The 23,532-nt window shown below is 66.7% G+C and carries 16 protein-coding genes; 2 read left to right on the top strand and 14 right to left on the bottom strand.

All coding sequences use genetic code 11. From position 1 onward, the window contains the following. Nucleotide 1: 1 nt before the first annotated feature. The 14 genes from pdxA to KVT32_RS15735 all read right to left on the bottom strand — a co-directional run bounded on the left by pdxA (nt 2) and on the right by KVT32_RS15735 (nt 20,171). Nucleotides 2–1,054 carry a 4-hydroxythreonine-4-phosphate dehydrogenase PdxA gene (pdxA, locus tag KVT32_RS15800; protein ID WP_152384981.1) on the bottom strand — a complete coding sequence of 351 codons (1,053 nt, stop codon included), beginning with the start codon at nt 1,052–1,054 and terminating at the stop codon, nt 2–4. Further along, a complete protein-coding gene (gene dtnK / locus KVT32_RS15795; protein ID WP_217618486.1) occupies nt 1,051–2,268 on the bottom strand; it encodes a D-threonate kinase in 1,218 nt (405 codons plus the stop codon). Before dtnK ends, pdxA begins: the two co-directional genes overlap by 4 nt. Further along, complete coding sequence (locus KVT32_RS15790) at nt 2,265–3,251, bottom strand: 2-keto-3-deoxygluconate permease (RefSeq protein WP_056323637.1); 987 nt, start codon at nt 3,249–3,251, stop codon at nt 2,265–2,267. The genes dtnK and KVT32_RS15790 overlap by 4 nt, the downstream gene beginning before the upstream one ends. A gap of 193 nt (nt 3,252–3,444) precedes the next feature. Beyond that, nucleotides 3,445–5,562, bottom strand: a complete 2,118-nt coding sequence (locus KVT32_RS15785) for a TonB-dependent siderophore receptor (protein WP_371825590.1) — start codon at nt 5,560–5,562, stop codon at nt 3,445–3,447. A 277-nt stretch (nt 5,563–5,839) separates the two neighbouring features. After that, nucleotides 5,840–7,603, bottom strand: coding sequence for an AMP-binding protein (locus tag KVT32_RS15780; protein ID WP_254636893.1), 1,764 nt, complete (start codon nt 7,601–7,603; stop codon nt 5,840–5,842). A gap of 29 nt (nt 7,604–7,632) precedes the next feature. Continuing rightward, nucleotides 7,633–8,220: a chalcone isomerase family protein gene (locus KVT32_RS15775; protein ID WP_062839181.1), complete on the bottom strand. Its 588-nt coding sequence runs from the start codon at nt 8,218–8,220 to the stop codon at nt 7,633–7,635. Next, nucleotides 8,184–8,729 carry a DUF4442 domain-containing protein gene (locus KVT32_RS15770; RefSeq protein ID WP_056323642.1) on the bottom strand — a complete coding sequence of 182 codons (546 nt, stop codon included), beginning with the start codon at nt 8,727–8,729 and terminating at the stop codon, nt 8,184–8,186. The genes KVT32_RS15775 and KVT32_RS15770 overlap by 37 nt, the downstream gene beginning before the upstream one ends. Before the next feature lie 16 nt (nt 8,730–8,745). Beyond that, nucleotides 8,746–9,945, bottom strand: a complete 1,200-nt coding sequence (locus tag KVT32_RS15765; RefSeq protein WP_152384978.1) for an acetyl-CoA C-acyltransferase — start codon at nt 9,943–9,945, stop codon at nt 8,746–8,748. Between the two features lie 16 nt (nt 9,946–9,961). Beyond that, nucleotides 9,962–12,352: a 3-hydroxyacyl-CoA dehydrogenase/enoyl-CoA hydratase family protein gene (locus tag KVT32_RS15760; RefSeq protein ID WP_152384977.1), complete on the bottom strand. Its 2,391-nt coding sequence runs from the start codon at nt 12,350–12,352 to the stop codon at nt 9,962–9,964. A 52-nt stretch (nt 12,353–12,404) separates the two neighbouring features. Beyond that, complete coding sequence (locus KVT32_RS15755; RefSeq protein WP_152384976.1) at nt 12,405–13,727, bottom strand: OmpP1/FadL family transporter; 1,323 nt, start codon at nt 13,725–13,727, stop codon at nt 12,405–12,407. Nucleotides 13,728–13,788: 61 nt separating this feature from the next. Further along, a complete protein-coding gene (locus KVT32_RS15750; RefSeq protein WP_217618485.1) occupies nt 13,789–15,756 on the bottom strand; it encodes a 3-hydroxyacyl-CoA dehydrogenase NAD-binding domain-containing protein in 1,968 nt (655 codons plus the stop codon). Further along, nucleotides 15,753–17,045, bottom strand: coding sequence for an acetyl-CoA C-acetyltransferase (locus KVT32_RS15745; RefSeq protein WP_175155902.1), 1,293 nt, complete (start codon nt 17,043–17,045; stop codon nt 15,753–15,755). Before KVT32_RS15745 ends, KVT32_RS15750 begins: the two co-directional genes overlap by 4 nt. A gap of 12 nt (nt 17,046–17,057) precedes the next feature. Further along, a complete protein-coding gene (locus KVT32_RS15740) occupies nt 17,058–19,406 on the bottom strand; it encodes an acyl-CoA dehydrogenase (protein ID WP_217618484.1) in 2,349 nt (782 codons plus the stop codon). Nucleotides 19,407–19,487: 81 nt separating this feature from the next. Continuing rightward, the gene (locus KVT32_RS15735; protein WP_056323661.1) at nt 19,488–20,171 is read right to left on the bottom strand and encodes a TetR/AcrR family transcriptional regulator; all 684 of its coding nucleotides are present in this window, start codon (nt 20,169–20,171) and stop codon (nt 19,488–19,490) included. 377 nt (nt 20,172–20,548) lie between these two features. Between KVT32_RS15735 and KVT32_RS15730 the strand changes: the two genes are divergently transcribed. Together KVT32_RS15730 and KVT32_RS15725 are read left to right on the top strand one after the other, a co-directional pair. After that, nucleotides 20,549–22,153, top strand: coding sequence for a hypothetical protein (locus KVT32_RS15730; protein ID WP_152384972.1), 1,605 nt, complete (start codon nt 20,549–20,551; stop codon nt 22,151–22,153). A gap of 562 nt (nt 22,154–22,715) precedes the next feature. Continuing rightward, nucleotides 22,716–23,465, top strand: coding sequence for a response regulator transcription factor (locus KVT32_RS15725; RefSeq protein WP_062839173.1), 750 nt, complete (start codon nt 22,716–22,718; stop codon nt 23,463–23,465). Nucleotides 23,466–23,532: the final 67 nt, after the last annotated feature.

Genomic DNA, 23,532 nt, shown 5'->3' with positions numbered 1-23,532 from the left:
ATCAACCTCCGGTTTGTGCCCGCGCAGTTTCCCATACATGCGTCCAGCCCGGGGCCAGATGCGCGGCGCGCTCGGCGGCCAGGATCAGGCTGTCTTCGCGCGCGATGCCCTTGCCGGCAATGTCGAACGCGGTGCCGTGGTCCACGGACACGCGCACGACCGGCAGGCCCACGGTGATGTTGACGCCGTCGTCGCCGTACACGGACTTGAAGGGCGCGTGGCCCTGGTCGTGGTAACAGGCGATCACGAACTTCCACTTGCCGCGCACGGCCTGCGGGAACAGCGCGTCGGCCGGGATGGGACCCGCGGCCAGGATGCCGGCGGCGTTGGCTTCGGCCACGGCGGGCGCCAGGATGTCGGCGTCTTCGCTGCCGAAGATGCCGTTCTCACCGGCGTGCGGGTTCAGGCCCGCGACCGCCACGGGTTCGTCGGCACGGCCCAGCGCGGTGGCGAACGAGCCGGCCAGCCGCAGCACGGCGCGCATGCGGGCAGGGTTCACGTCTTCGATGGCCTGGCGCAGCGACACGTGCGTCGTGGCGTGGAAGATGTAGAGGTCGCCGGCCGACAGCACCAGCGAGAACGTCTTGACGCCGAACTCATGCGCCAGCAGTTCGGTGTGCCCGGGCCATTTGTGGCCGGCGGCGTGCATGGCGGCCTTGTTCAGCGGGGCGGTGACGATGCCGTCGATTTCGCCGGCGCGCGCCAAGGCGCAGGCCGTCGTGACAAATCGGACCGAGCCGTCGCCGGCGTCCGCGCTGATCTCGCCCAACTTCACGTGCGCCAGCGACGGGCCGGCCTGCAGCACTTCGATCAGGCCCGGGGTGTTGGTCGCATCGGCCGGGCGCTCGATCTTGCGCACGATGGAAGGGTCGGCGCCCAGATTGCGCACCGCATTGGCCATGACGTCTGCATCGCCGACCACGAAGAGGCGCGCCTTCTGGCGCAGTTCGTCGTGGCCCATGAGCATCTTGGCCGTGATTTCCGGCCCGATGCCCGCTACGTCGCCCAAGGTCACAGCCAAGAGGGGCAGCTTCGCGGGAGGGGTTTGTGTCATCGCTTGAATCTCCTGTCGCGGATCGCGCGAACCGCGCGAACCAGTACGTCTTCGGTGCCAAAGCCGCCGGCCTTGGTCACCACGGGCAGGCCTGCGGCCGTGCCTCCGGTCAGCGTGCCCAGCGGCACGCCGCCCATCACTTCGTCCACCAGCGCGATGCCGTTGGCTTGCAGCGCCAACAGCACGCTGCGCGCGCCGTCGCCGCCGGTGGCGACCACGCCGGCCGCGCGCGAGGCGGTAATCAATTGCGCGGCCAGGCTGCCGAGCCGGTCGGCGACTTTGTCGGAATCCAGGCCGGCGCGCTGGCCTTCGGGAGCCAGCAGCAGAATCGTGCCGGCTTCCAGCGGGGCCTGCGCGTGCGCCTGCAGCAGCGGCTGGCTCCAGGCCTGCCATTGCGCGTCGTCGGCCAGCTGCTCGAGCGACGGGCTCCAGGTGTCCGCGCCCGCAGCCTGCAGCGCGGCGGCCTGGCCGCGCGCGGCGCTGTGCTGCGAGGTCACCACGACCACGACAGGCGCGGTCTGGTCGGCGCCTGCCCACACGCGGGCAAGCGGCACGGCCAGTCCGCCCGCGCCCACGGGCAGGGCGCGCTCGCCCAGCAGCCCGACGGCGCGCGCCAGCCGTTCCAGGTCGTCATCGGTGGCGGCATCGACCACCACGGTGGCGCCGGCCTGCGCGATGCGCGCGGCCAGCGTTTCAGGCGTGTCGTGCGCCAGCGGCGCCACGTGGGCGCTGCCGAGCAAGGTCGGAATATGGCTTTCGGTTACCGGCGTCACGGGGTCGGTAGCCGCCGAGGTCTCGGTGACCGGCTTGCCGTTCACATACAGAATGCCTTGCTCGACCGTGCGGCCCGTGGCCGGAAAGGCGGGGCAGACCACCGCGATGGCGTCGTCGCGCCAGGCGTCGCGCGCCGCGTCGATCTCGGCCTTGAAGGCGCCGCGCAGGGTCGAATCGACCTTCTTGTACAGGCGCGACACGCCGGCTTCACGCAATTGCCGCACGTTGCGGCCGATGACGTCGGCGGCATCGGCGGCGCTGAGCGCCCGGCTGTTGGTCGTCACGGCCAGCACCTCGACGTCGTCGTGCGCGGGACCGGCCAGGGCCTCGTCCGCGCCGCCGATGGACAGGTGCGTGCACCAGCCAGCCCGCACGAATTGCACGGCGGTGTCGCCGGATCCGGTCAGGTCGTCGGCGACGATCGCGATGGCGGGTTTCACAAGGCCTCTCCGCGGGCTTCGGTCAGGGGCGGGGCAACGGTGGCATCGGCGTCCTCGGATTTGAGCTCACCAGCGCGCTTGAGGAACCAGGATGCCAGCACCGGAGCCAGAATGGAACTGATCAGCACGCACGCGGCGACCTGCGCGGTGGCGGCCGACACATACTGCTGGAAGTTGGGATCGGCGGCCGCGACCACGGCGGGCGTGGCGATGGCGTTGCCGGCGGTGGTGCCGGCCGCAAAGCCCAGGCCGCTCTTGCCGCCGCGGCGCAGGATCAGGCGATAGCCCAGGTAGACCAGACCGCCGGTGATGGGGCTGATGATCAGGCCCAGGATCAGACCGCTGATGCCGCCGCTGACGACCGCGCCCAGATTGATGCCGGTGCCCAGCGCAAAGGCGAAGAACGGGATGACGATATTCGGCACGGGCTTGAGCACGTCGCGCCACTTCGGGTCCAGGTTGCCCACGACCACGCCCAGCAGGAAGGGCACCAGCGCGGCGACCAGGGCGATCATCGGAATGTCGGCAAGGCCCGACGCGCCCAGGAACAGCAGGCTGAAGAAGGGGCCGTCGTTGACCGCGCTGGCCACGTAGGCGCCGCGATCGCGGGCATCGCCGTACTGGCCGGTGTAGGCCAGCCACAGGCCGCCGTTGCTGTTGTCGAAGGCGGCGAGCATCGCCAGGATCGACACACCCCACAGGCCGTCAAGACCGACGTAGCTGCCCAGGATGATGATGAGGGTGGCGGGCACCAGCGTCTTCATCAGCAGGATGGTGCCGGCGGTGGCCAGAATGGGACCGCCCGTGCGGGCGTTGACGTGCGTGCCGGTGGCGAAGATCAGCAGCGCGATCAGCGGCAGTGCGCTGTTCTTGAAGAGAGCAGTCGTGAAGCCGCCGATGGCGAGCGCTTCGGGGGCAAAGGTGCCGATCAGGGAACCCAGGATCAGCGGCACCAGCATCAATCCACCGGGGATTTTCTGCATCGTGCCAAAAAAGGGCGAGCGGGTAGTTGCGGTCGACACTATCGGGGTCTCCAGGACGATTTTTCTGGGTTGCAGACGTTCATGCGCGCGTCTGTCGGACGGTTGAAAAAATCGTAGTGTACACCTGTACGTACAGCATGTACGTACAGGTTGACCCGCGGTATACGTCCCGGATATGGGGACGGTTTGGACGTCAGAAGCGGTAGGCGCCGCTCAACATGACCGTGCGGCGCGCGCCGTAGAAGCAGTCTCCGCGGTCCAGGCACACCACTTCGTACGTGCGGTCCGCGATGTTGTTGACGTTCAGGGCGTAGCGCCACGGTCCGTTCGTGTAGCTGACCATCGCATCGAACAGCGTCACCGACGGCGTTTCCGGCGCGCCGCCGTCGCGGAACTTGGACAGGAACCGGGTGCCGGCGCCGACCGCGAAGCCGGGCTGGCCCGCAAGCGTGAAGCGGTATTTGCCCCACAGCGACGCCATGTGCTTGGGCATGCCCTCAAGCTGCGGATCGATGTCGGTGTAGATGTAGTTGGCGATCACGTCCACGTTCTGGGTGACGCGGCCGCGCATCTCCAGTTCGACGCCGCGCGTGCGCGTCTTGCCGGCCTGGATCTGGTTGTTGGGGTTGTCCGGATCGTTGGTCTGGCGGTTGCTTTCGCGCAGGTCGTACGCCGCCGCCGTGAATTCCAGGTCGGCGCCGGGCGGCATGTACTTCAGGCCCACTTCCCACTGCTTGCCGCGCATGGGCTTCCAGCGCTGGTTGTAGAAGTCCGCGCCCGCGATGGGGGTGAAGGACTCGCTGTAGCTCACGTAGGGCGACCAGCCGTTGTCGGCCGCGTACATCAGGCCGAAGCGCTTGGTGGTGGCCTGGTCGGTTTCCTTGTCCTGGCCCTCGGTCGTGCTTTCGACGCGATCGCGGCGGATCCCCGCCAGCAGGATCCAGTTCTTGTCGAACTTGATCTGGTCCTGCGCGTAGAAGCCTATTTGCTGCTGGCGCTGCTTGGGCGTGTCGGTCAGCGTGTAGTCCGGCGCGTTGCCGTATACCGGGTGGTACAGGTTCAGCGGCGATCCCAGCCCGCTGTCGGACTGGCTGGTTTCGCGGTAGCGCGTGTAGTCCATCCCCACGATCACGGTGTGCTGCGTGCGGCCCCAGTTCAGCTTGCCTTCCAGATTCTGGTCGGCCAGCAGCGTGCGCATGCGGGGCTTGTTGATGTAGTAGTAGCGGTCGACGGTGGTCTGCGCGTCGTCGATGTACGAATCGCCGCGGCGGTCGCCATAGACGTTCGGATAGAGCGACTTGTAGTCGACGCTGCTGACCGTATTGCGAAAGCTCTGGCGGACCTTCCAGGTGTCGTTGAACTGGTGTTCGAACAGCCAGCCCACGTTGAATTGCTCGGTGTCGTAGGCGTCAAAGCCCGGCTCGCTGGCGAAGCGGCGCGTGGGGATGCGGCCGTTCGGATTGTGGTCGACGGTGCCGCTCCAGGGCAGGAACGACTGCGTCGTGCCGGACCGGTCCTTCTGCCACGAGGCCAGCAGCGTGAGCGAGGTGGCCGCGCTGGGCTGCCACGTGAGCGACGGGGCGAGGAACATCCGGTCGTCCTGCGCGTACTGCACCTGCGTGTCGCTGTCGCGGCCCAGGGCCACCACGCGGTACAGCCACTGGCCGTCCTCGGTCAGCGGGCCGGTGATGTCTGCCTGGATTTCGCGGCGGTTGAAGTTGCCCAGCTGCACGCCGATTTCGCCCTGCTGTTCTGCCTGCGGGCGCTTGCTGACCAGGTTGACGATGCCGCCCGTGCTGCCCTGTCCGTACAGCATCGACGCCGGGCCGCGCAGCACCTCGACGCGTTCCAGGCCGTAGACCTCGGTGCGCGGGTTGTTGTAGTTGAAGAACTGGCGCAGGCCGTCCAGATACTGCACGGGCTCCACGCCGCGCACGCGCACGTAATCGCCGCGGTTGTCCACGCCGTAGGCGTTCGGACGCACGCCCGCCGCGTAGTTCATCGTGTCCTGCACGTTCTGCGAGCCCTGGTCGATGATCTGCTCGCGCGGGATCACGGTGATCGCTTGCGGCGTCTCGGATAGCGGCGTGTCGGTCTTGGTGCCGGTGGCGCTGCGCCGGGCGACGTAGCCGTCGACGGGGCCAGTGGCAGTCTCGCCAGTGCCGAGGACCTGCACGGCGGGCAGCGTGGCGGGCTGCTCGGGTTGCGCGTGCGCGGCGCCCGCGCCCAGGCAGGCGGCCAGCGCGGCCGCGGCGGGAACACGGGGGCGCAGCCGCGCGCGCAGGGCGGCCGGAGTGTGATGGCGTTTCAAAAGGATCTCCCCACTGGCGCGGCAAAAGGATGCGGCCAGCTACGTATAGAAACAACAACGATAACTATTATTAATTGTGTTGATATGCGCGGCCAATAGCGGACGTCGGGGAAGATGTAAAAAAGCCCTGCGGCAGCGCGGGGCTTTGGGAATTGCCGAAGAAAAGCCTTGCGAATTCAGCGGGTTGACGCGCAGGCCCGCGCCCGGGGCCGACGCGGGCGCTGTTGCCCGCGTGCGACAGTGACGCGTGGGCGGAAAGGCGGTGCGCCCGCGGGGATCAGTCCTGGCCGGTCGCCTGGCGGGTGAAGGCAGGAGCGGGGGCGGGGGCGTTGCCGGTGGCGTCGGTCGCCGCGTGGGGCGCATTGGCCGGCGCCGCGTCTTGCGCGTCCGGACGTAGTTCGCGCCGCAGGATCTTGCCCACGGTGGTTCGCGGCAGGTCGTCGCGGAATTCGATATACCGAGGCACCTTGTACCCCGTGAGCTGCGTGCGGCAATGCGCGATCAACGTGTCCGCGTCCAGCGTGGGATCCTTGCGGATGACGTAGAGCTTGACGGCTTCGCCGGAGCGCTCGTCGGGCACGCCCACCGCCGCCACCTCGCGCACGCCCGGGTGCAGCGCGGCCACGTCCTCGACTTCGTTCGGGTACACGTTAAAGCCCGACACCAGGATCATGTCCTTCTTGCGGTCGACCAGATAGACATAGCCCGTCTCGTCGACGTAGCCGATGTCGCCCGTGCGCAGGAAGCCGTCCGGGTACATGACCAGCGCCGTCTCGTCCGGCCGGTTCCAATAGCCCTCTGTGACCTGCGGGCCGCGCACGCAGATCTCGCCGGTTTCCCCGACGCCCAGTTCACGGCCGGCGTCGTCGCGGATCGACAGGTCGGTGGAGGGCACGGGCAAGCCTATGGACCCGTTGAAGATCTTGGTGTCCAGGGGATTGATGGTGACGGCGGGCGACGTTTCCGTGAGCCCGTAAGCCTGCGCGATCGACACGCCCGTCGCGGCGCGCCAGCGGTCTGCGACCGAGCGCTGCACCGCCATGCCGCCGCCCATCGTCAAGCGCAGCCGCGAGAAATCCAGGTGGGCAAAATCCGGGTGGTTGAGCAGCGCGTTAAAGAGCGTGTTCACGCCTGTGAACGCCGAGAACGGCACCTTGCCCATCTCTTTTATCAGCCCCGGAATATCGCGCGGATTGATGATGAGCAGGTTGCTTGCGCCCAGTTTCATGAACGTCAGGCAGTTCGCCGTCAGCGCAAAGATGTGATACAGCGGCAGGGCTGTGACGATGCATTCCTCGCCGTCTTTCACCAGGGGCCTGACCCAGGCGTAGGCCTGGCTGACGTTTGCCACCAGGTTGCCGTGCGACAGCATGGCGGCCTTGGCGACGCCGGTCGTGCCGCCCGTGTACTGCAGGAACGCCAGGTCGGCAGCCGTGAGCGGCACGTCGGCGAACGGCAGGTCGCGGGCTTGGCGCAGCGCATCGCCCAGTTTCTGCGATCCGGGCAGCGACCACGCCGGCACCATGCGCTTGACGCGCCGCACGGCAAAGTCCACAAGACGACCCTTGATGGGACCCAGCATCTCGCCGATGGACGTCACCAGCACGCGTTCGATTTGCGTGGCGGGCAACGCCTTTTGCAGTGTGGCCGCAAAGTTGTCCGCGACCACGATGGCGCGCGCGCCCGCATCGGCAAGCTGGTGTTCAAGCTCGTGCGCGGTGTAGAGCGGGTTGCAGTTCACCACGATGCAGCCGGCGCGCAGGGCGCCGAAGAGGCAGACGGGATACTGCAGCAGATTGGGCATCATCAGCGCGACGCGGTCGCCGCGGCCAAGGCCGTTCGCGTGCAGCCATGCGGCGAAGCGTCGCGTCAGCGCGTCCAGTTCGGCATAGGTGATCGATTTGCCCATGCTGATGTAGGCCGTCTTGCCGGGAAAGCGCCGGAAGCTTTCCTGGATGATCGTCACCAGGGTGGTCGCGCTGTCGGTCCCGATCTCCGCGGGCACACCGTAGGGATAGCTCTTGTGCCAGATTCGTTCCATGTCTTGCGGTTCCGTTGGGGCGCAAGGCCCTAGTTGCCCAGCAGGGCTTTCTTCAGGGAGGCCTGCGCGGGGCTGTCGCCCAGCCAGACGCGAAGCAGGGCGCGGGCGAAGGCGGGATCGTCGATGCGGCCGCGCGGCTTGCCGTTGCTGGCAATGGCGACGCCGCGGGCATCGAAGTCCAGATCGATGACATCGCCCTCGCGGGCGGCGCCGATGTCGCTCATCAAGCGTGACAGGCGCTCGGCGGGCGCTTTCAGCGCGGCAAGTTCCTGCGAGCTCGTATTGTCTCGCAATCCGTCCTGCAGCGCGCCGTCCAGGCTTTTGCTGTCCACGTCGCGCAGCATCCGCAGCCGCATGCGGCGCGGCTGCGTGCTGTCAATGAGTGCCGCGGCGTCGTGGCTTTTCGTGGTGACGTACAGCGCGGCCACGTAGACCTTCACGACGAAACGCGTGCGCAGGCCCGCGCCGTTCAGCGTCAGCGCCTGGCTGCCTTCGGCAAGCTGTTCGGGCACGCGCACGCCGGCAACGTCCACGTCGGCAAAGGCGGGCGCGCCCGCCAGGCAGGCCGCGAGAATCAGGCTCAGGGCGGCGGTGCGCCCTCCGGGGTTGAAACGCATTTGTCACCTCCAGTGTTCTTCTGCTTGTAGAACTTCTTGTCTGCGATGTAGATCGTGCGTTCCACGACGGCGTACACGACGTCGTCCTTGTCCTTCAGTTCGACCGTGTAGGTGCGGGTCGTTTCGTGGTGCGTGGCGAGCAAGCGCCGGATTTCGGCGATCTCGCCCGGCGGCAGCCGGAAGTCGACATACAGCGTGGTGTAGGCGGGCTTGCGGAAACGGATGCTGGCCGCCTTGTCCCAGACGATGTGATCCGGGCCCAACGCCGACATCAGCATTGTCGGGTGGGCGCCGTCGGTTACCGCAAAGAGCGAGCCGCCGTACATCGACCCCACGATGTTGCGGGTGCGGCGCAAGAGCGGCAGCTTGATGCGGATGTGCTGGAAGTCCGGCGACACGTGCAGCACGCGGCCGCCGGTGGCGCGAAAGGCCGGATGCAGGTTGAAGCCCACCCGCATCAGCCGCGCGCGCCACTCGGGCGACAGGTTCTTGAACCAGTAGGGCTTCACGCTGGCCGCCGTTTGGCTACATGGCCTCGAACAGGCCGGCCGCGCCCATGCCGGTGCCGATGCACATCGTGACCAGCCCGTACTTGCCGCCGGTGCGGCGCAGCCCGTGCGTGATCGTCGCGGTGCGGATCGCGCCCGTGGCCCCCAGCGGGTGGCCCAGCGCAATGGCGCCGCCTAGCGGATTGACCTTGGCAGGATCCAGGTTCAGCTCGCGGATCACGGCCAGCGACTGGGCCGCGAACGCTTCGTTGAGCTCGATCCAGTCCAGCGCGTCCTGCTTGATGCCGGCGCGTTCCAGCACCTTCGGGATGGCGGCGACGGGGCCGATGCCCATGACCTCGGGCGGCACGCCGGCCACGGCAAAGCCCACGAAGCGGGCCAGCGGGCTCAGGTTGAATTCGCGCAGGATGCGATCGGACACCAGGATCACGGCCGCCGCGCCGTCCGACATCTGCGAGCTGTTGCCCGCCGTGACGCTGCCGCGCGTGGAGAAGACCGGCTTGAGCCGCGCCAGCGCTTCCAGGCTGCTGTCGGGACGCGGGCCTTCGTCAACCTCGACGAGGCGGCGCGCGAAGCGCACCGCGCCGCTGGCGCCGTCTGGCAGGTGCGTGACGACCTCAAAAGGCGTGGTCTCGGCGCGGAAGTGGCCGGCGGCAATCGCCGCGCAGGCCTTCTGGTGCGAGGCCAGCGCAAAGGCGTCCTGATCCTCGCGCGACACCTTCCAGCGCTCGGCGACCTTTTCGCCGGTCAGGCCCATGCCAAATGCCATGCCGATGTTTTCTTCGTGAGCGAAGATGGCTGGGTTCATGGACACCTTGTTGCCCATGATCTGCGGCATGGCGCTCATGGATTCGGTGCCCGCGCCGATCATGATGTCGGCCTCGCCCAGCCGAATGCGGGCGGCGGCGTCCGCCACGGCCTGCAGTCCCGACGCGCAGAAGCGGTTGACGGTGACGCCCGCCACGCTTTGCGGCAGGCCGGCCAGCAGCAGGCTGATGCGGGCCACGTTCATGCCCTGTTCGGCCTCGGGCATGGCGCATCCGGCGATCACGTCGTCGATGCGGGCGGCGTCCAGCCCGGGCGCCTGCGCCAGCGCGCCGTTCAGCGCGGCGGCCAGCATGTCGTCGGGCCGGGTGGTGATGTAGGCGCCATTGCGCTTGCCCACCGGCAGGCGCGTGGCGGCAACGATGTAGGCGTCTTGGATCTGCGTGCTCATATCCATTTCCTTTAGGCTAGTTCCGCAAGGGTTTGCCGGTTTCCAGGGTGTGGCGGATGCGCGCCTGGGTCTCAGGCGTGCGCAGCAGCGCCACGAATTCCTTGCGCTCCACGGCCAGCAGCCATTCTTCGTCGACCTTGGTGCCGGTCTCGACCTCGCCGCCGCACAGCGCGACTGCGGCGCTGCGGGCCACGCGGTAGTCGTGCGCGCTGATCATGCCGCCTTCGCGCATGTTGACGAGCACCATCTCGAAATTGGCGATGCCGTTGCGGCCGGCCACCGGGACGTTCTGCAGGCGGGCGGGCGGCGTGTAGCCGGCCTGCGCCGCGGCGCGCGCCTGGCCGATGGCCACGTACAACAGTTCGCCGGGATGGAACAGCACGATGTCGTGCTCGCGGGCAAAGCCGGCCTCGATGGCTTCCAGTGCGCTCTTGGCAACCTGGGCCATGGCAATGGTCTGGAAGACCGGTTGGAGGTAGGGGAAGACTTCGCCGGGCGTGGCCGTCTTGGCCGCCAGCGCCGCGGCGCGCGCGGCGAACTCCTTGCTGCCGCCGCCCGCCGGAATGAGGCCGACGCCGGCCTCGACCAGCCCGATGTAGCTTTCCAGCGCCAGCACGCGGTGCGAGGCGTGCATCAGGAATTCGCAGCCGCCGCCCAGCGCCATGCCCTGCACCGCGGCAACGGTCGGGATCTGCGCGTACTTGAACGACTGCGAAGCCCGCTGGAATTTTTCGACCGTGGCCTCCAGCATGTCCCACTGGCCCGCCGCGCAGGCTTCGACCACCTGCTGCAGGTTGGCGCCCACCGCAAACGGCGCGTCGTGCCAGATGACCAGGCCGTCGAATTCACGTTCGGCCATGGCCACCGCCTGCAGCACGCCTTCCAGCACCTCGGCGCCCAGCGTGTGGTTGCGCGACGTGACGGACAGGATGGCGATGCCGGCGTCGACCTGCGGCAGATTCCACAGGCGCACGCCTTCGTTTTCCCAGACCGTGACGCCGCGGTCGTCGGCGGCTTCGCCCACGACGCGTTCCGGAAACAGCTGGCGCGCGTACACCGGCAACGTCGAGCGCGGATGCAGCTTGCCCGTGCGGGCGGAATACGAGCCTTGCGGCGCATGCACGCCCTGGCGGTCCGGTTCCAGCACCCAGGCGGGCAGGGGCGTGTCGCTCATGGCGCGGCCGGCGGCGATGTCCTCGGCCACGGCGGCGGCGATGGCCTGCCAGCCCGCGGCCTGCCAGGTTTCGAACGGGCCTTGCAACCAGCCGAAGCCCCAGCGCATGGCCAGGTCCAGGTCGCGCGCGTTGTCGGCCACGTGCTCGAGCTGCACGGCGCTGTAGTGGAAGATGTCGCGGAACAGGCTCCACAGGAATTGCGCCTGCGGATGCTCGCTGGCGCGCAGGGCGGCAAAGCGCTTGGCCGGGTCGCGTTCCTTGAGCAGCGCGGCGACTTCATCGGCCAGCTTGCCCGTGCCCGGCGCGTAGTCCTGCTTTTTCAGATCCAGCACCTGGATCTCGCGGCCCTGTTTGCGGTAGACGCCCGCGCCGCTCTTCTGGCCCAGCGCGCCCTTGGAGATCAGCGCCGACAGCCAGTCCGGCAGCGCGAAGTACCGGTGCCACGGATCGTCGGGCAGGTTCTTTTCCATGGTGCCCACCACGTGGGCCAGCGTGTCCAGCCCCACCACGTCGGCGGTGCGGTACGTGGCGCTCTTGGGGCGGCCGATCTTGGGGCCGGTCAGCGCGTCGACTTCGTCGAAGGCCAGGCCCAGCCGCGCGGTGTGGTGCATGGCGGCCAGGATCGAAAACACGCCGATGCGGTTGGCAACGAAGTTCGGGGTGTCCAGCGCGCGGATCACGCCCTTGCCCAGCGCGGAGGTCAGCCAGGTTTCCAGCTGGTCCAGCACGTCCGGTTGCGTGTGCGAGGTGGCAATGATCTCCACCAGGCGCATATAGCGCGGCGGATTGAAGAAATGGATGCCGCAGAAGCGGTCGCGCAGCCCGGCGGGCAGCGCGTTGGCCAGCGCGTCGATGGACAGGCCGGAGGTATTGGATGCGACGATGGCGCCGGGCGCCACGTGCGGCGCGATGCGCTCGTACAGTGCCGTCTTCCAATCCATGCGCTCGGCGATGGCTTCGATGACGAGATCGCAGCCGCTCAGGCGGGCGAGGTCGTCATCGTAATTGGCGGGCGTGATGAGCGCCAGGCGCGAGGCGCCGGCCAGCGGCGCGGGTTCCAGTTTTTTCAGGCCGGCCAGCGCCTTCTTGACGGTGCCGTTGCGGTCGCCTTCGCGGGCGGCCAGGTCGAACAGCGTGACCGGCACGCCGGCATTGGCCAGGTGGGCGGCGATCTGCGCGCCCATGACGCCGGCACCCAGCACGGCGACGTTTTTGACGACGAACTTGCTCAAGGGAGTCTCCTGAAAAAGCGGGGGACGGCGCGCGGCCGTCCCCCGTTCACGGCTAGAAGCGGGACGAGAGTTGCAGGCCGAAGATGTGGCCGTTGCTGTCGTAGGTGCCCGCGACGCGGCCCTTGGTGGCTGCGCTGCCGGACGTGGTGTCGATGTCCGTCTTGCGCAGGTACAGATAGGTATAGCCCACGTCGATCGTGGTGTCCTTCGTGGCGGCCCATTGCAAGCCGGTGGAGAACCAGTAGCGATCGTTGTCGGGCAGGGACGTCGGGCGGTCGGCGGCTTTGTACACAGGCGACTGGTCGAACGCCAGACCGAACTTCCACTTCCAGGCCGGCGCGAACTTGTAGTTCGCGCCCACCGCGACGCGCCATGAGTCGCGGAAATTCAGCGGCAGTTCATCGTCGCGGGCGCCCGGGCCCGAATTCTTGATCTTCAGCTCGGGGATGCTGCTCCATCCGGTCCAGGATACGTCGCCCAGCAGTTCCCACTTTTCGTTGAGCTGGTGCGTGGCGCTAAGAATCAACGTATCGGGCAGGTCGACGTTGGCCTTGGCGTCGAACGACACGGACTGGCCGGTGGGGCCGATGTTGTCGATGTCGGTGTCGCCCTTGGCCGAGTGCTTGATCTTCGAGCGGTACGACAGGCCGATGCGCGTGTCTTCGGTGGGTTGCAGCATGAAGCCGACGTTCCAGCCCCACGCATCGCCCTTCAGGTTCAGGTCGGCGTCGCCATTGGTGGCCAGCGGCAGCCCCGCGATGGGCACCACGGTTTTTTTCTTGTAGGTGGCGTCGATGTGTTGCCAGTTCACGCCGAAGCCCATCGAGAATTTCTCGTTGACCTTGTAGGCGATGGACGGGTTGACGTTGATCGTCTTGATGTCGAACTTGTTCGAGTGGTATTGACCGACCCAGCCGTCGTCGTATTCGGTCATCAGGCCGAACGGTGCGCCCACGCCCAGACCGATGTACCACTGCTCGTTCAGTTGCCAGGAGGCGTAGAGGTTGGGCACGACGCCCAGATGGCCCGCGTCCCCGCCATTGCCGCCGGTGGGAGCCGAACCGTTCAAGCCCGATCCGGCAATGCCCGGCGCGCTGGGGTTGCGGCTGTTGCCGTTGTCCGAAAACTTGAACGACGGTTTGATCAGGTTTACCCCGCCGGAGAAATTAAGGCCCGGCAGATAGGTCAAGCCTGCCGGGTTGAAATACATGATGCTGGCATTCTCCGGGTTTGCCGCCGAGCCCGCATACGCGTTGCCCAGGCCGCTGGCGTTCTGCTCCAAGAGCTGAAAACCGGCGCCGTAGGACGTTGCGGATGCGCCCAGGCCGACCAGGATGGCCGACAGGGTGCTCAGGGACAATGGACGTCTGCGCATGGTACTGCCTCCTCGAGTTGGATGTGTGTCTCTCTTCCACTGCCGGCCTGGTTTCGCCGGTCTAATCGGCGCGAGCCGCTGTGCTGCGGTCCTGCTTGGTGCTGCCTGCTTCGTAATGCAAGGGGCCTCCCGTGAATGGCGCGAAGCCCGTCCCAAAAATCACGCCGGCATCGGCCAGATCGGCGTCGGCCACGATGCCGCCCGCGACACGTTCACGCGTGGCGTCGATGAGCGGCTGGATCAGGCGCTGGGCCAGGCCGGCGGGCGCGGCGGCGGGATCCGCGCCGCGCTGCTTGACCGGCTTGCCATCGCGCCAGGTGTAAAAGCCCTTGCCGCTCTTTTTGCCCAGCTCGTTGCGCGCCAGGCGCTCGGCCAGGCAACGTGGCGGCTCGGCGCCGCCGGCCAGTTGCGCGCCGGCGTCGCGTGCGATGTCCAGGCCTACGGTGTCTGCCAGCTCCAGCGGCCCCATCGGCATGCCGAAGGCCACCATCGCGGCGTCCACGGTTTCCGGCGCGACGCCTTCGTCCACGCTGCGCATGGCCTGCAGCATGTAAGGCGCAAGCACCGCATTCACCAGGAAGCCGGGCGCGCTCTTGACCGGCAGCGCCAGCTTGTCGATCTGCCCGACAAAGGCGCAGGCGCGGATCTGGGCGTCGGGGTCGCCGCCTTGCGCGTGCACGACCTCCACGAGCGGCATCTTGGCCACGGGATTGAAGAAATGAATGCCCACCAGGCGCTCCGGCCGCGCCAGGCCTTCGCGCAGCGTTTCAAGCGACAGGCTGGACGTGTTGGTGGCCAGCAGCGCATCCGGCTTCATGCGCGGTTCCAGCGACCGGTACAGCGCGCGTTTGGCGTCGGGCTGCTCGCTGATGGCCTCGATGATGACGTCTGCCAGCGGCACGCCGTTGCCTTCCGGATCGGGCACCAGCCGGTCAAAGGCGGCGCGCGCCAGGCGCGGGTCCTTCAAACGCCGCGTATAAAGCGCTGCGGCGCGCTTGATTGCCGGCGCGATGCGGGACATCTCCTGGTCCTGCAGGGTCACGGTCATGCCCTTGTATGCGCACCAGGCGGCGATGTCGCCGCCCATTACGCCGGCGCCCACCACGTGCACATGGCGCGCGGGCGCAACGCCGGGCTGCTTGCCGTTGGCCTTCAGACGCTCTTGCAGGCGGAACACGCGAAGCAGGTTGCGCGCCGTGCCGGACGAAATGATGCGGTCGATGAGGTCGGGCGCCTTGAGCGCATTGCCGCCATGCTTTTCCCAGATTTCCACGATGGCGGGCGCGGCCGGGTAATGGCCCAGCGGATCCTTGGCGGCAATCTGCTTGCGGGCGCGGTTGGCAACGATGGCTTTCAGCGGCCAGCGGTTCAGCAACGCGCCCAGGCCGCGCGCGCGCCGGGCGGGCTTGCGCGACAGGACCGTCTGGCGCGCCGCGGCCAGCAGCAGGCGTGGCGGCACGCGCGCGTCCACCAGCCCCAACGCGGCCGCGCGGCGGGCATCGGCGCCGCGGCCGTTCAGCATCATGTCCAGCGCGGCCGGCGCGCCGATCACCTGCGGCAGGCGCAGCATGCCGCCCCAGCCTGGAAAGATGCCAAGCATGACTTCGGGCAGCGCCAGGGAGGCGCCGGGCTGGTCCGCCACCAGCCGGTAGCGGCAAGCCAGCGCCAGTTCCAGGCCGCCGCCCAGGCAATGCCCCTGGATCAGCGCCAGCGTCGGATAGCGCACGCCAGCCAGGCGGTTCATGAGATTCCAGCCGCGCGACACCAGCCCGCGGGCCTGCTCAGGCGTGTCCAGCGTGGCGAATTCGTTGACGTCGGCGCCCACGATGAAGCCCGTCGCCTTGCCGGACTGGATGATGAGGCCCTGGGGCGGATCGCGGTCTAGCGCGTCAAGCACCACCGAGAGTTCGGTCATGGTATCGGCCGACAGGGCGTTGACCGCGCTGCCCGCGCGGTCGAAGGTCAGCCAGGCGAGCCCGTCGGGGTCGCGGTCCAGGCGCCAGTGGGAAAGCGTATCCAATGTCGTCATGGGCGGTCCTCGTCCAGGGTTTCGACCAGCATCGCGCCGCCTTGGCCGCCGCCGATGCAGATGGCCGCCATGCCGCGCCGGGCGCCCCGGCGCTTGAGCGCATGCAGCAGATGCAGCACGATGCGTGCCCCCGAGGCGCCCACCGGGTGCCCGATGGCAATGGCCCCGCCGTCGACGTTGAGCCGCGCGGGGTCTAGTTCACCCCAGGCTGGCGTGCCGAAGTTTTCCTGGCAGTAGGCCTCGTCCCGCCACGCGGCCAGGCAGCCTAGCACTTGCGCCGCGAAGGCTTCGTTGATCTCCCACAAGTCCAGGTCATTCAAGCCCAGCCCATGGCGCTGCAGGATCGGCGTGGCCGCATGCACGGGACCTAGGCCCATGATCGCGGGATCCAGCCCGGCCCATTGCGAATCGATGATGCGGCCCAGCGGACGCAGGTTCCATTTGCGCACGGCCTCTTCCGAAGCCAGCACCAGCATGGCCGCGCCGTCGGTGACCTGCGAACTGTTGCCTGCGGTGATGTTGCCCCACGGCTTGTCAAACACCGGCTTGAGCTTGGCCAGCTTGTCGGGCGTGGAGTCTTCGCGTACACCGTCGTCCGCGGCGTGCAGCGTGCCCTGCATGTCGATGACCGGTGTGACCTCGGGCATGCCGGCGGCGCGGGCCGCCAGCGCGCGCTGGTGGCTGCGCGCCGCGTACGCATCCATGGCGGCGCGGTCGATATTGAACAGCGTGGCGACGTTCTCGGCGGTCTGACCCATCGACAGGCCCACGACCGGGTCCGTCAGGCCCTTGAGCAGGCCGATCACGGGCGCCAGGTGCTTGGGCCGGAAACCGCCCAGCGCCTTGAGCTTGGCGCCCACGCCGCGCGCGGCGTACCAGCGCGACAGCCAGCGCACCATGCCGTCCGAAAACAGCACCGGCGCGCGCGACAGCGCATCGGTGCCGCCGGCCAGCACCAGGTGCGACCGGCCGTTCTGGATGTTTGCAATGGCCGAATCCAGCGCCTGCATGCCCGATGCGCAGTTGCGCATGACGGTCCAGCCGGGCACCCGATCGTCGCAACCGAGCCGCAGCGAAATCACGCGGCCGATGTTGACTTCTTCGGGCGAGGGCGCCGCGCAACCCACGATGACCTCGTCCAGGTCGGTGGGCGCGTAGGGCTGGCGCAGGAGCAGGGCGCGGCCGGCCTGCACCGCCAGATCCCCGGCGGAGAAGGGGCCCGGGCCCGTGCGGGCCTTCAAAAAGGGCGTGCGTGAACCGTCGACGACGTAAACCGGTTTGAATGCCATCCGCTACCTCCCTCAGGCGACCTTGCGTTCGGCCGTGGGCCGGTCCGCGTCGGCGGCGCCGAGGTCAAAGGGGAAATCATCCACTTTCACCACGGTGTCGCGCAAGCGGTTGCGGCGCTTGACCACCGCGTACTCTTCCGCGGTGATGCCGCCGATGGCCACCGCCGCGTCGGCGATGTCGCGCACATTCGCTTGCGGATTTCCGTCCAGCACGCCGCGCTTTTCCAGTTCGCGGATCTTGGCTTCGATCGGCTCGGCGTCCAGCGTGGCGGCCAGCGCCTGCTCGATCGCGCCCACGGGCTCGTCCGCGGTGGCGGGCAGATGGCAGCCGGCGGTCAGGCGGTCGCGCGTGGCGCTGGGGCTGATGAGCAGCCGGGCCACGTCCTGGCCAAGCTGGTCCGACGGCGGGATCTGGCGGTGGCCCCACGGAAACACGATGCGGCGAATGATCCAGGCCACCGCACGGTTCGGGAAGTTGTCCAGCACGCCGTCAAAGGCGTCCTGCAATTTGCACAACGCGTCCTGGATGGACCAGTGCGCCAGCGGCGCGTCGGCGGCCTGCCGGCCTTCGTCCTCGAAACGCTTGAGCGTGGCGCTGATCAGGTACATCTGCGACAGCACGTCGCCCAGCCGCGCCGACAGGCGCTCGCGCCGCTTCAGGCTGCCGCCCAGCACCAGCATCGAGGTGTCGGCCAGCATCGCGAATGCCGCGGAATAACGGCCCAGCAGCTGGTAGTAGCGCTTCATGGCGGGCGAGACGTCGGCGTTCACGGCGGCAAACCGCGCGCCGGTCAGCGACGTGCCCAGCGCACGGAAGGTGTTGCGCACCACAAAGCCCGCGTGGCCCCAGAACGCGGCGTCGAAATCATCCAGCCCCCGCTTGCGGTCCGGCGATTGCGCAGCCTGCATTTCCGCAAGCACGTAGGGGTGGCAGCGGATCGCGCCCTGGCCGAAGATGATGAGACTGCGCGTCAGGATATTGGCGCCTTCGACCGTGATGCCGATGGGGATCTGCTGGTAGGCGCGGCCCAGGAAGTTGGACGGTCCCAGGCAGATGCCCTTGCCGCCGATCACGTCCATGCCGTCGTTGACGACCTGGCGCGCGCGCTCCGTGACGTGGTATTTGACGATGGCCGACACGACAGAAGGCTTTTCGCCCAGGTCCACCGCGCCGGCCGTCATGGTGCGCGCCGCGTCCATCATGTAGGTGTGTCCGCCAATGCGCGCCAGCGCCTCTTCGACGCCTTCGAACTTGCCGACCGGCATGCGGAACTGGCTGCGCACGCGCGCATAGCCGCCCACGGCGCGCGCCGTCAGCTTGGACATGCCGGTGTTCGAGGAAGGCAGCGAGATCGAGCGGCCGGCGGCCAGGCATTCCATCAGCATGCGCCAGCCCTGGCCGGCCATGGCGGGACCGCCGATGATGAAGTCCAGCGGCATGAAGACGTCGGCGCCGCGCGTCGGGCCGTTCATGAACATGGCGTTCAGCGGGAAGTGGCGCCGGCCGGTGTCCACGCCGGGGTGGTCGTGCGGCACGAGCGCGCAGGTGATGCCCAGGTCCTTCTTGCCGCCCAGCAGGCCGTCCGGGTCGTACAGGCGGAACGCCAGGCCCAGCAACGTGCAGACGGGCGCGAGCGTGATGTAACGCTTGTCCCAGGTGACGCGCATGCCGATCACCTCGCGGCCCTGCCATTCGCCCTTGCAGACGATGCCGCTGTCGGGAATGGCGGCCGCATCCGAACCCGCCCACGGGCTGGTCAGCGCAAACGCCGGCACTTCCTCGCCGCGGGCCAGGCGCGGCAGATAGTGGTTCTTCTGTTCCTCGGTGCCGTAATGCAGCAACAGTTCGGCCGGACCCAGCGAGTTCGGCACCATGACCGACACGGCCAGCGCGGAAGAACGCGTGGATAGCTTGGTCACGATTTCGGAATGGGCGTAGGCGGAGAACGCAAGGCCGCCGTACTGCTTGGGAATGATCATGCCGAGGAAACCCTCGGTCTTCAGATAGTTCCAGACGCCGGCGGGCAGGTCGAAGCGCTCTTGCGTGACGTGCCAGTCGTTGACCATGCGGCACGCGGTCTCGGCCTGGTTGTCCAGAAAGCGCCGCTCTTCGTCGGTCAGCTGCGGGCGGGGATAGGCCAGCAGACGGCTCCAGTCGGGCCGGCCGCGAAAGAGCTCGCCTTCCCACCAGACGGTGCCTGCCTCGAGCGCATCGCGCTCGGTGTCCGACATCTGCGGCAACACCTTGCGATACAGGTTGAAGATCGGCGCGGACAACAGCGCCCGCCGGATGGGGCGCACGCCCAGCAACACGGCGGCCAGGAGCGCAATGACAACCAGCGCGACGATGACTGCGTACATTTTCTTGTCTCCTCGTTGTTCTTCAGGTGCGTGGCGGCCTTCAAAGGAGGGCGCGCCGGCCGGGCGGGCGGTGGACGGCGGTCAGGCGCCTCCGGGGCTTGCGTTTACGTGCGGCAAGGGCGAACGCAGCCCGCCCAGCAGAAAACTCATCAGGCGCGGCAGAAGCAGTTCGCGGTCGTTGGGCTGTTCGGCTTCGTCGCCGGCCAGGCCGGTGACCGAGCGCAGCAGGTCGGTGCCCATGATCGCGTACGACGTCGCGCCCAGCATGAACTGGAAACGCCAGATGATCTCGGCGCGGGGCACGTCCGGCAGGGCGGCGAACAGCGCGTTGCGGTAGCGCGCGAGCACGTCGGCGTATTCCTCGGCGAACAGTGCCCGGATGAAATCCGTGGGATCGGTCATCGTGCGTTCCAGCAGCGGCAGGAACGTGCTGCCGGCCTGCGCGGGATCGGCGGCCAGGCGCAGCAGCGTGCCGAAGAACGCATCGACGATCTGCGAGGGCTTCAGGGGTTTGCCGCCGGATTGCGCCTCCAGTTCGTCCAGAAGGCGCATGCGCTCGCGATTCAGCACTTCCAGGCGGCGTTTGAGCACCGCCTGCACGAGTGACTCCTTGGAGCCGAAGTGATAGTTCACCGACGCGAGGTTCACACCGGCCGCGCCGGTGATCTGGCGCATCGACGTCGCTTCGTGTCCTTGCTGCGCGAACAGGGACTCGGCGGTGTCCAGGATGGCTTCTCTCGTGGGTGTGGAGCGGATTTCTTGCATAAGGTTGAATTCAAACGTTTGTTTCAATGCATTATGCGGGAGCCTTGGATGAGAGGCGAGCCTCTGCTATCCCCAATAGGGTTTACCCCTAAGCGCTAGCGGCCGTGGTGTTGCTTTTGCCGCGAGCGCGCTTCGCATCGTGCGTACGGACGAGGCCCTGCCGCGAAGAAGCATGAGGCGCGGCCCGCGCGGGAGGTTGAGATTTAGCCGAATGTCCTCGGACACCAGTCCTAGGATGAATGCGCTCTGGAACGCACGCTAAAAAGCCCGCAGTATCAGCGCGAGAACATAAAAGCATTGCCCCGGGTGTGTGCCGGGCGAGGCCCTGCGCAGTCACGGCGCGGCAGGCCAATCGCCCTGATACAGGAGCACGAGAAATGACGACGTACAAGGTGGGATTGCTGGTTGACGGGTATGAGCAACCCGGCTGGATGCACGAGATGGTTGAGTGGCTACTCCACAGCCAGGAGTTCGAGCTCACGGCGTTGCTGGTGATGAACGGTGAGGTCGCCGACAGTGCACCGAGGCTGAGCGTGAAGGCACTGTTCGGCACGCTGTCGCGCCTGGAAGGCAAGCTGCTGCCGCAGAAGCAGCGCGACATGCTGGCCTGCCGCGACATGCGTGACAGCCTGCAGCAGGCCGGCACGGCGGTGATTCCGCTGGCGCCCGGCGATGAGGATCCGCAGGCGCGCCGCGAGGTGCAGGCGCTGGGGCTGGACCTGGTGATCACGCTGGGCGCGTCGCTCGCCACACGCTCGCAACTTTCCAGCTGGTCGCGGCTGGGCGTGTGGCAATTGAGCTATTCGGATATTGCGGTGGCAACCAGCCGTTATGCCGGCTTCTGGGAGGTCTTTCAGCGCGAAGATCACACCACCGTGAAACTCTGGCGCATCGGCGCGCGGCAGGAAGACGACGAACTCCTGGACCAGCGCAGTTTCAACACGGAAGTGTTCTGGCTGAAGAATCAGGCCCGCGCTTTCAGTTTGGGAAACTTCATGGTCTATGACGCCTTGCAGGCGCTGGCCCACGACCGGCCGGGCGTCGCGCCGCCTGCCATGCAGATCATGAGCGGTCCGCGCCGCGCCGACCCGGCAGAGTGGGACAGCGCGGCATATATTGCGCGCCAGGCGTGGTTAATGTCGGATCTGGTTGTGCGGCGCATCATGAAACGCAATGTCCGGTGGCGGATCGGTATGTTTCCCTCCGCGCGACAGCAGGCGGTGGTATCGGAGGCGATGGTATTGCAGCCGCCCAAGGGGCGGTTTTTCGCGGACCCCTTCGTTTATACGCACGACAAAAAACCATATATATTTTTCGAGGACTATGATTTTACGTCCCGCAAGGGCACGATCTCCGTCGCGACCTACTCCGACGGGGCTTTCCGGCTGTTGGGCACCGCGCTGAACCTGCCTTATCACCTTTCATTTCCGTATATTTTTGAACACGAAGGCGTGACATACATGGTTCCGGAAACGTGTGGAAATCGCAGTATCGAGCTATGGAAATGTACGGAATTTCCGCTGAAATGGGAGCTGGATGTTAATCTGATGACCAATATTTCTGCCGTGGATACCATTATTTTTAAACACGGCGAATACTGGTGGCTATTGACAAATATCGACCGGACTGACGGCCAGAGCCACTGCGACGAGCTGTTCGCGTTCTTCTCGGATTCGCCCCGCTCGATGTCCTGGACGCCCCACGCCTGCAACCCGATCGTGCGCAACCCGATGCGCGCCCGCAACGCCGGAATCGTTGTCTCGCCTGGCGGAGACGTGATCCGGTGCGCCCAGTACCAAGGCTTCTGTCACTACGGCAAGGGCGTTTCGCTGAACAAGATCGAGGAGCTTTCGCCTTCCACTTATGTCGAAACCGATGGCGAGATCCACTACGCCAACTTCCTGAGAAAACGCCATGCTTCAATGCACCATTGGCATCATCAGGGGGGACATACGGTATTTGACTTCGCCTATATGGAGTAAATACGCCTGCGGGCGTAAAAATAAAAATGTTACCGTTATTTCGATTGAAGGGATCGCTCACCGGCGTGATGTGTCGACAGATACAAGTTGACAGCTTTCCCTCTCCATCCGGCACCCCAAGGCCGCGTCAGGCAGATGCCCCGACGTGGCTTTTTTTCGTCTGTAACACGGGCATTCCGGGCGTGGCCGGCCGGCAAACCGCGGCCGTTTCATAGGGAGAACCGCAGGTGCAACGGGGCGATGCTGGTGAAAACCCTAGCGGTAAAAAGGACGAGATGGGGTTCCTCATCCGTATTTAGGAACATGATTAAGGCTAACGATTGATTTCTGATTTTGTCGGATTATATCGCCCTGAAACGTCTTGATTTTGACAAATCCGAACCATAAGATGGGTTCCATGCCATCCGTTATGTTGGCTACCAAAGTCGACCAGCCTAAACGTCCCGGTTCAGCTTCATTAGATATTCCGGGATATGCGGATCACCCCCGCAGGGCTGGATAAATAATATCTTCAGCACAGCGAAGATCCCTTCTAGGCCCGTCGAAAAACCGGGAGGACACCATGGCCAAGATGGTCCTGATTGAAGCCCATCCGCTACTGCGGTTGGGGTTGTGGCAAATTCTTAGCAAGTTGGATGATGTGTGGGAGATCGAGGGGATGGGCCTTGCGGACGTGTCCAAGGCCGACGGCGTGCACGCGGGCGCCGATCTTCTGATCTATGGATTGCCAGTGGATACCGATGAAGCATGGAGCGCCTTGCACGAGATTCAGCGCGTGCTGACGCCCAAGCGGATTCTGCTTCTGACGGACGTCATGCCCTTGCCCATGCCGGTGCAAGGCCTGCCTGGCGCCAGTGTGTACGGTTGCCTGATGAAGACGGCTTCGGTCGAGATCCTCGAGGCCGCCATCCGCCTGGTGATGGCGGGCGGGCAATGCTTCCCGAGCGAACAGGCGCTGCAGGCTCCGGCCTCCACCGTATGCGCCTTGCCGTCGCGGGATGCGGAAGAAGGCGGTGCGAAGGGCGCCATGCCGGTCAGCGCGGGCGCACAGCTCCTGCAGATCACGCCGCGCCAGTACGAAGTGTTGGTGTTGCTTGCAAGGGGCTATCCCATCAAGACCGTCAGCCGGATGTTGAACATCTCGGTGGCAACCGCGAAGACGCACGCGTGCACGCTGTACCAACGCCTGCATGTCAAGAACAAGGGCGAAGCCGTGTACGCGGCGCTGCAACGCGGCGCGACCCTTGAATGGCATGAACCGAATGGTCGCGAAGTGGATGCCGGGCAGATCTATGGGCGCAAGCTCGGTTAAGCAAGGTTTGCGCTGCCTGCCCGGCAGCAGGAACGCCCGTTCCAACGCTGCCGGGACCGCGCATAGC

Origin of the sequence: Achromobacter sp. GbtcB20, assembly GCF_019091095.1 — a bacterium.
Classification (GTDB): Bacteria; Pseudomonadota; Gammaproteobacteria; order Burkholderiales; family Burkholderiaceae_B; genus Achromobacter; species Achromobacter mucicolens.
Note: the sequence above shows the minus strand (reverse complement) of the source record. Positions and strands in the feature narration are given on the sequence as shown.

Bases quoted from the DNA above. Each gene is read 5' to 3' on its own strand.
- pdxA (WP_152384981.1), bottom strand. From the start codon at position 1,054: ATGACACAAACCCCTCCCGCGAAGCTGCCCCTCTTGGCTGTGACCTTG.
- KVT32_RS15790 (WP_056323637.1), bottom strand. From the start codon at position 3,251: ATGCAGAAAATCCCCGGTGGATTGATGCTGGTGCCGCTGATCCTGGGT.
- KVT32_RS15780 (WP_254636893.1), bottom strand. From the start codon at position 7,603: ATGGAACGAATCTGGCACAAGAGCTATCCCTACGGTGTGCCCGCGGAG.
- KVT32_RS15775 (WP_062839181.1), bottom strand. From the start codon at position 8,220: ATGCGTTTCAACCCCGGAGGGCGCACCGCCGCCCTGAGCCTGATTCTC.
- KVT32_RS15765 (WP_152384978.1), bottom strand. From the start codon at position 9,945: ATGAGCACGCAGATCCAAGACGCCTACATCGTTGCCGCCACGCGCCTG.
- KVT32_RS15755 (WP_152384976.1), bottom strand. From the start codon at position 13,727: ATGCGCAGACGTCCATTGTCCCTGAGCACCCTGTCGGCCATCCTGGTC.
- KVT32_RS15750 (WP_217618485.1), bottom strand. From the start codon at position 15,756: ATGACGACATTGGATACGCTTTCCCACTGGCGCCTGGACCGCGACCCC.
- KVT32_RS15745 (WP_175155902.1), bottom strand. From the start codon at position 17,045: ATGGCATTCAAACCGGTTTACGTCGTCGACGGTTCACGCACGCCCTTT.
- KVT32_RS15740 (WP_217618484.1), bottom strand. From the start codon at position 19,406: ATGTACGCAGTCATCGTCGCGCTGGTTGTCATTGCGCTCCTGGCCGCC.
- KVT32_RS15735 (WP_056323661.1), bottom strand. From the start codon at position 20,171: ATGCAAGAAATCCGCTCCACACCCACGAGAGAAGCCATCCTGGACACC.
- KVT32_RS15730 (WP_152384972.1), top strand. From the start codon at position 20,549: ATGACGACGTACAAGGTGGGATTGCTGGTTGACGGGTATGAGCAACCC.
- KVT32_RS15725 (WP_062839173.1), top strand. From the start codon at position 22,716: ATGGCCAAGATGGTCCTGATTGAAGCCCATCCGCTACTGCGGTTGGGG.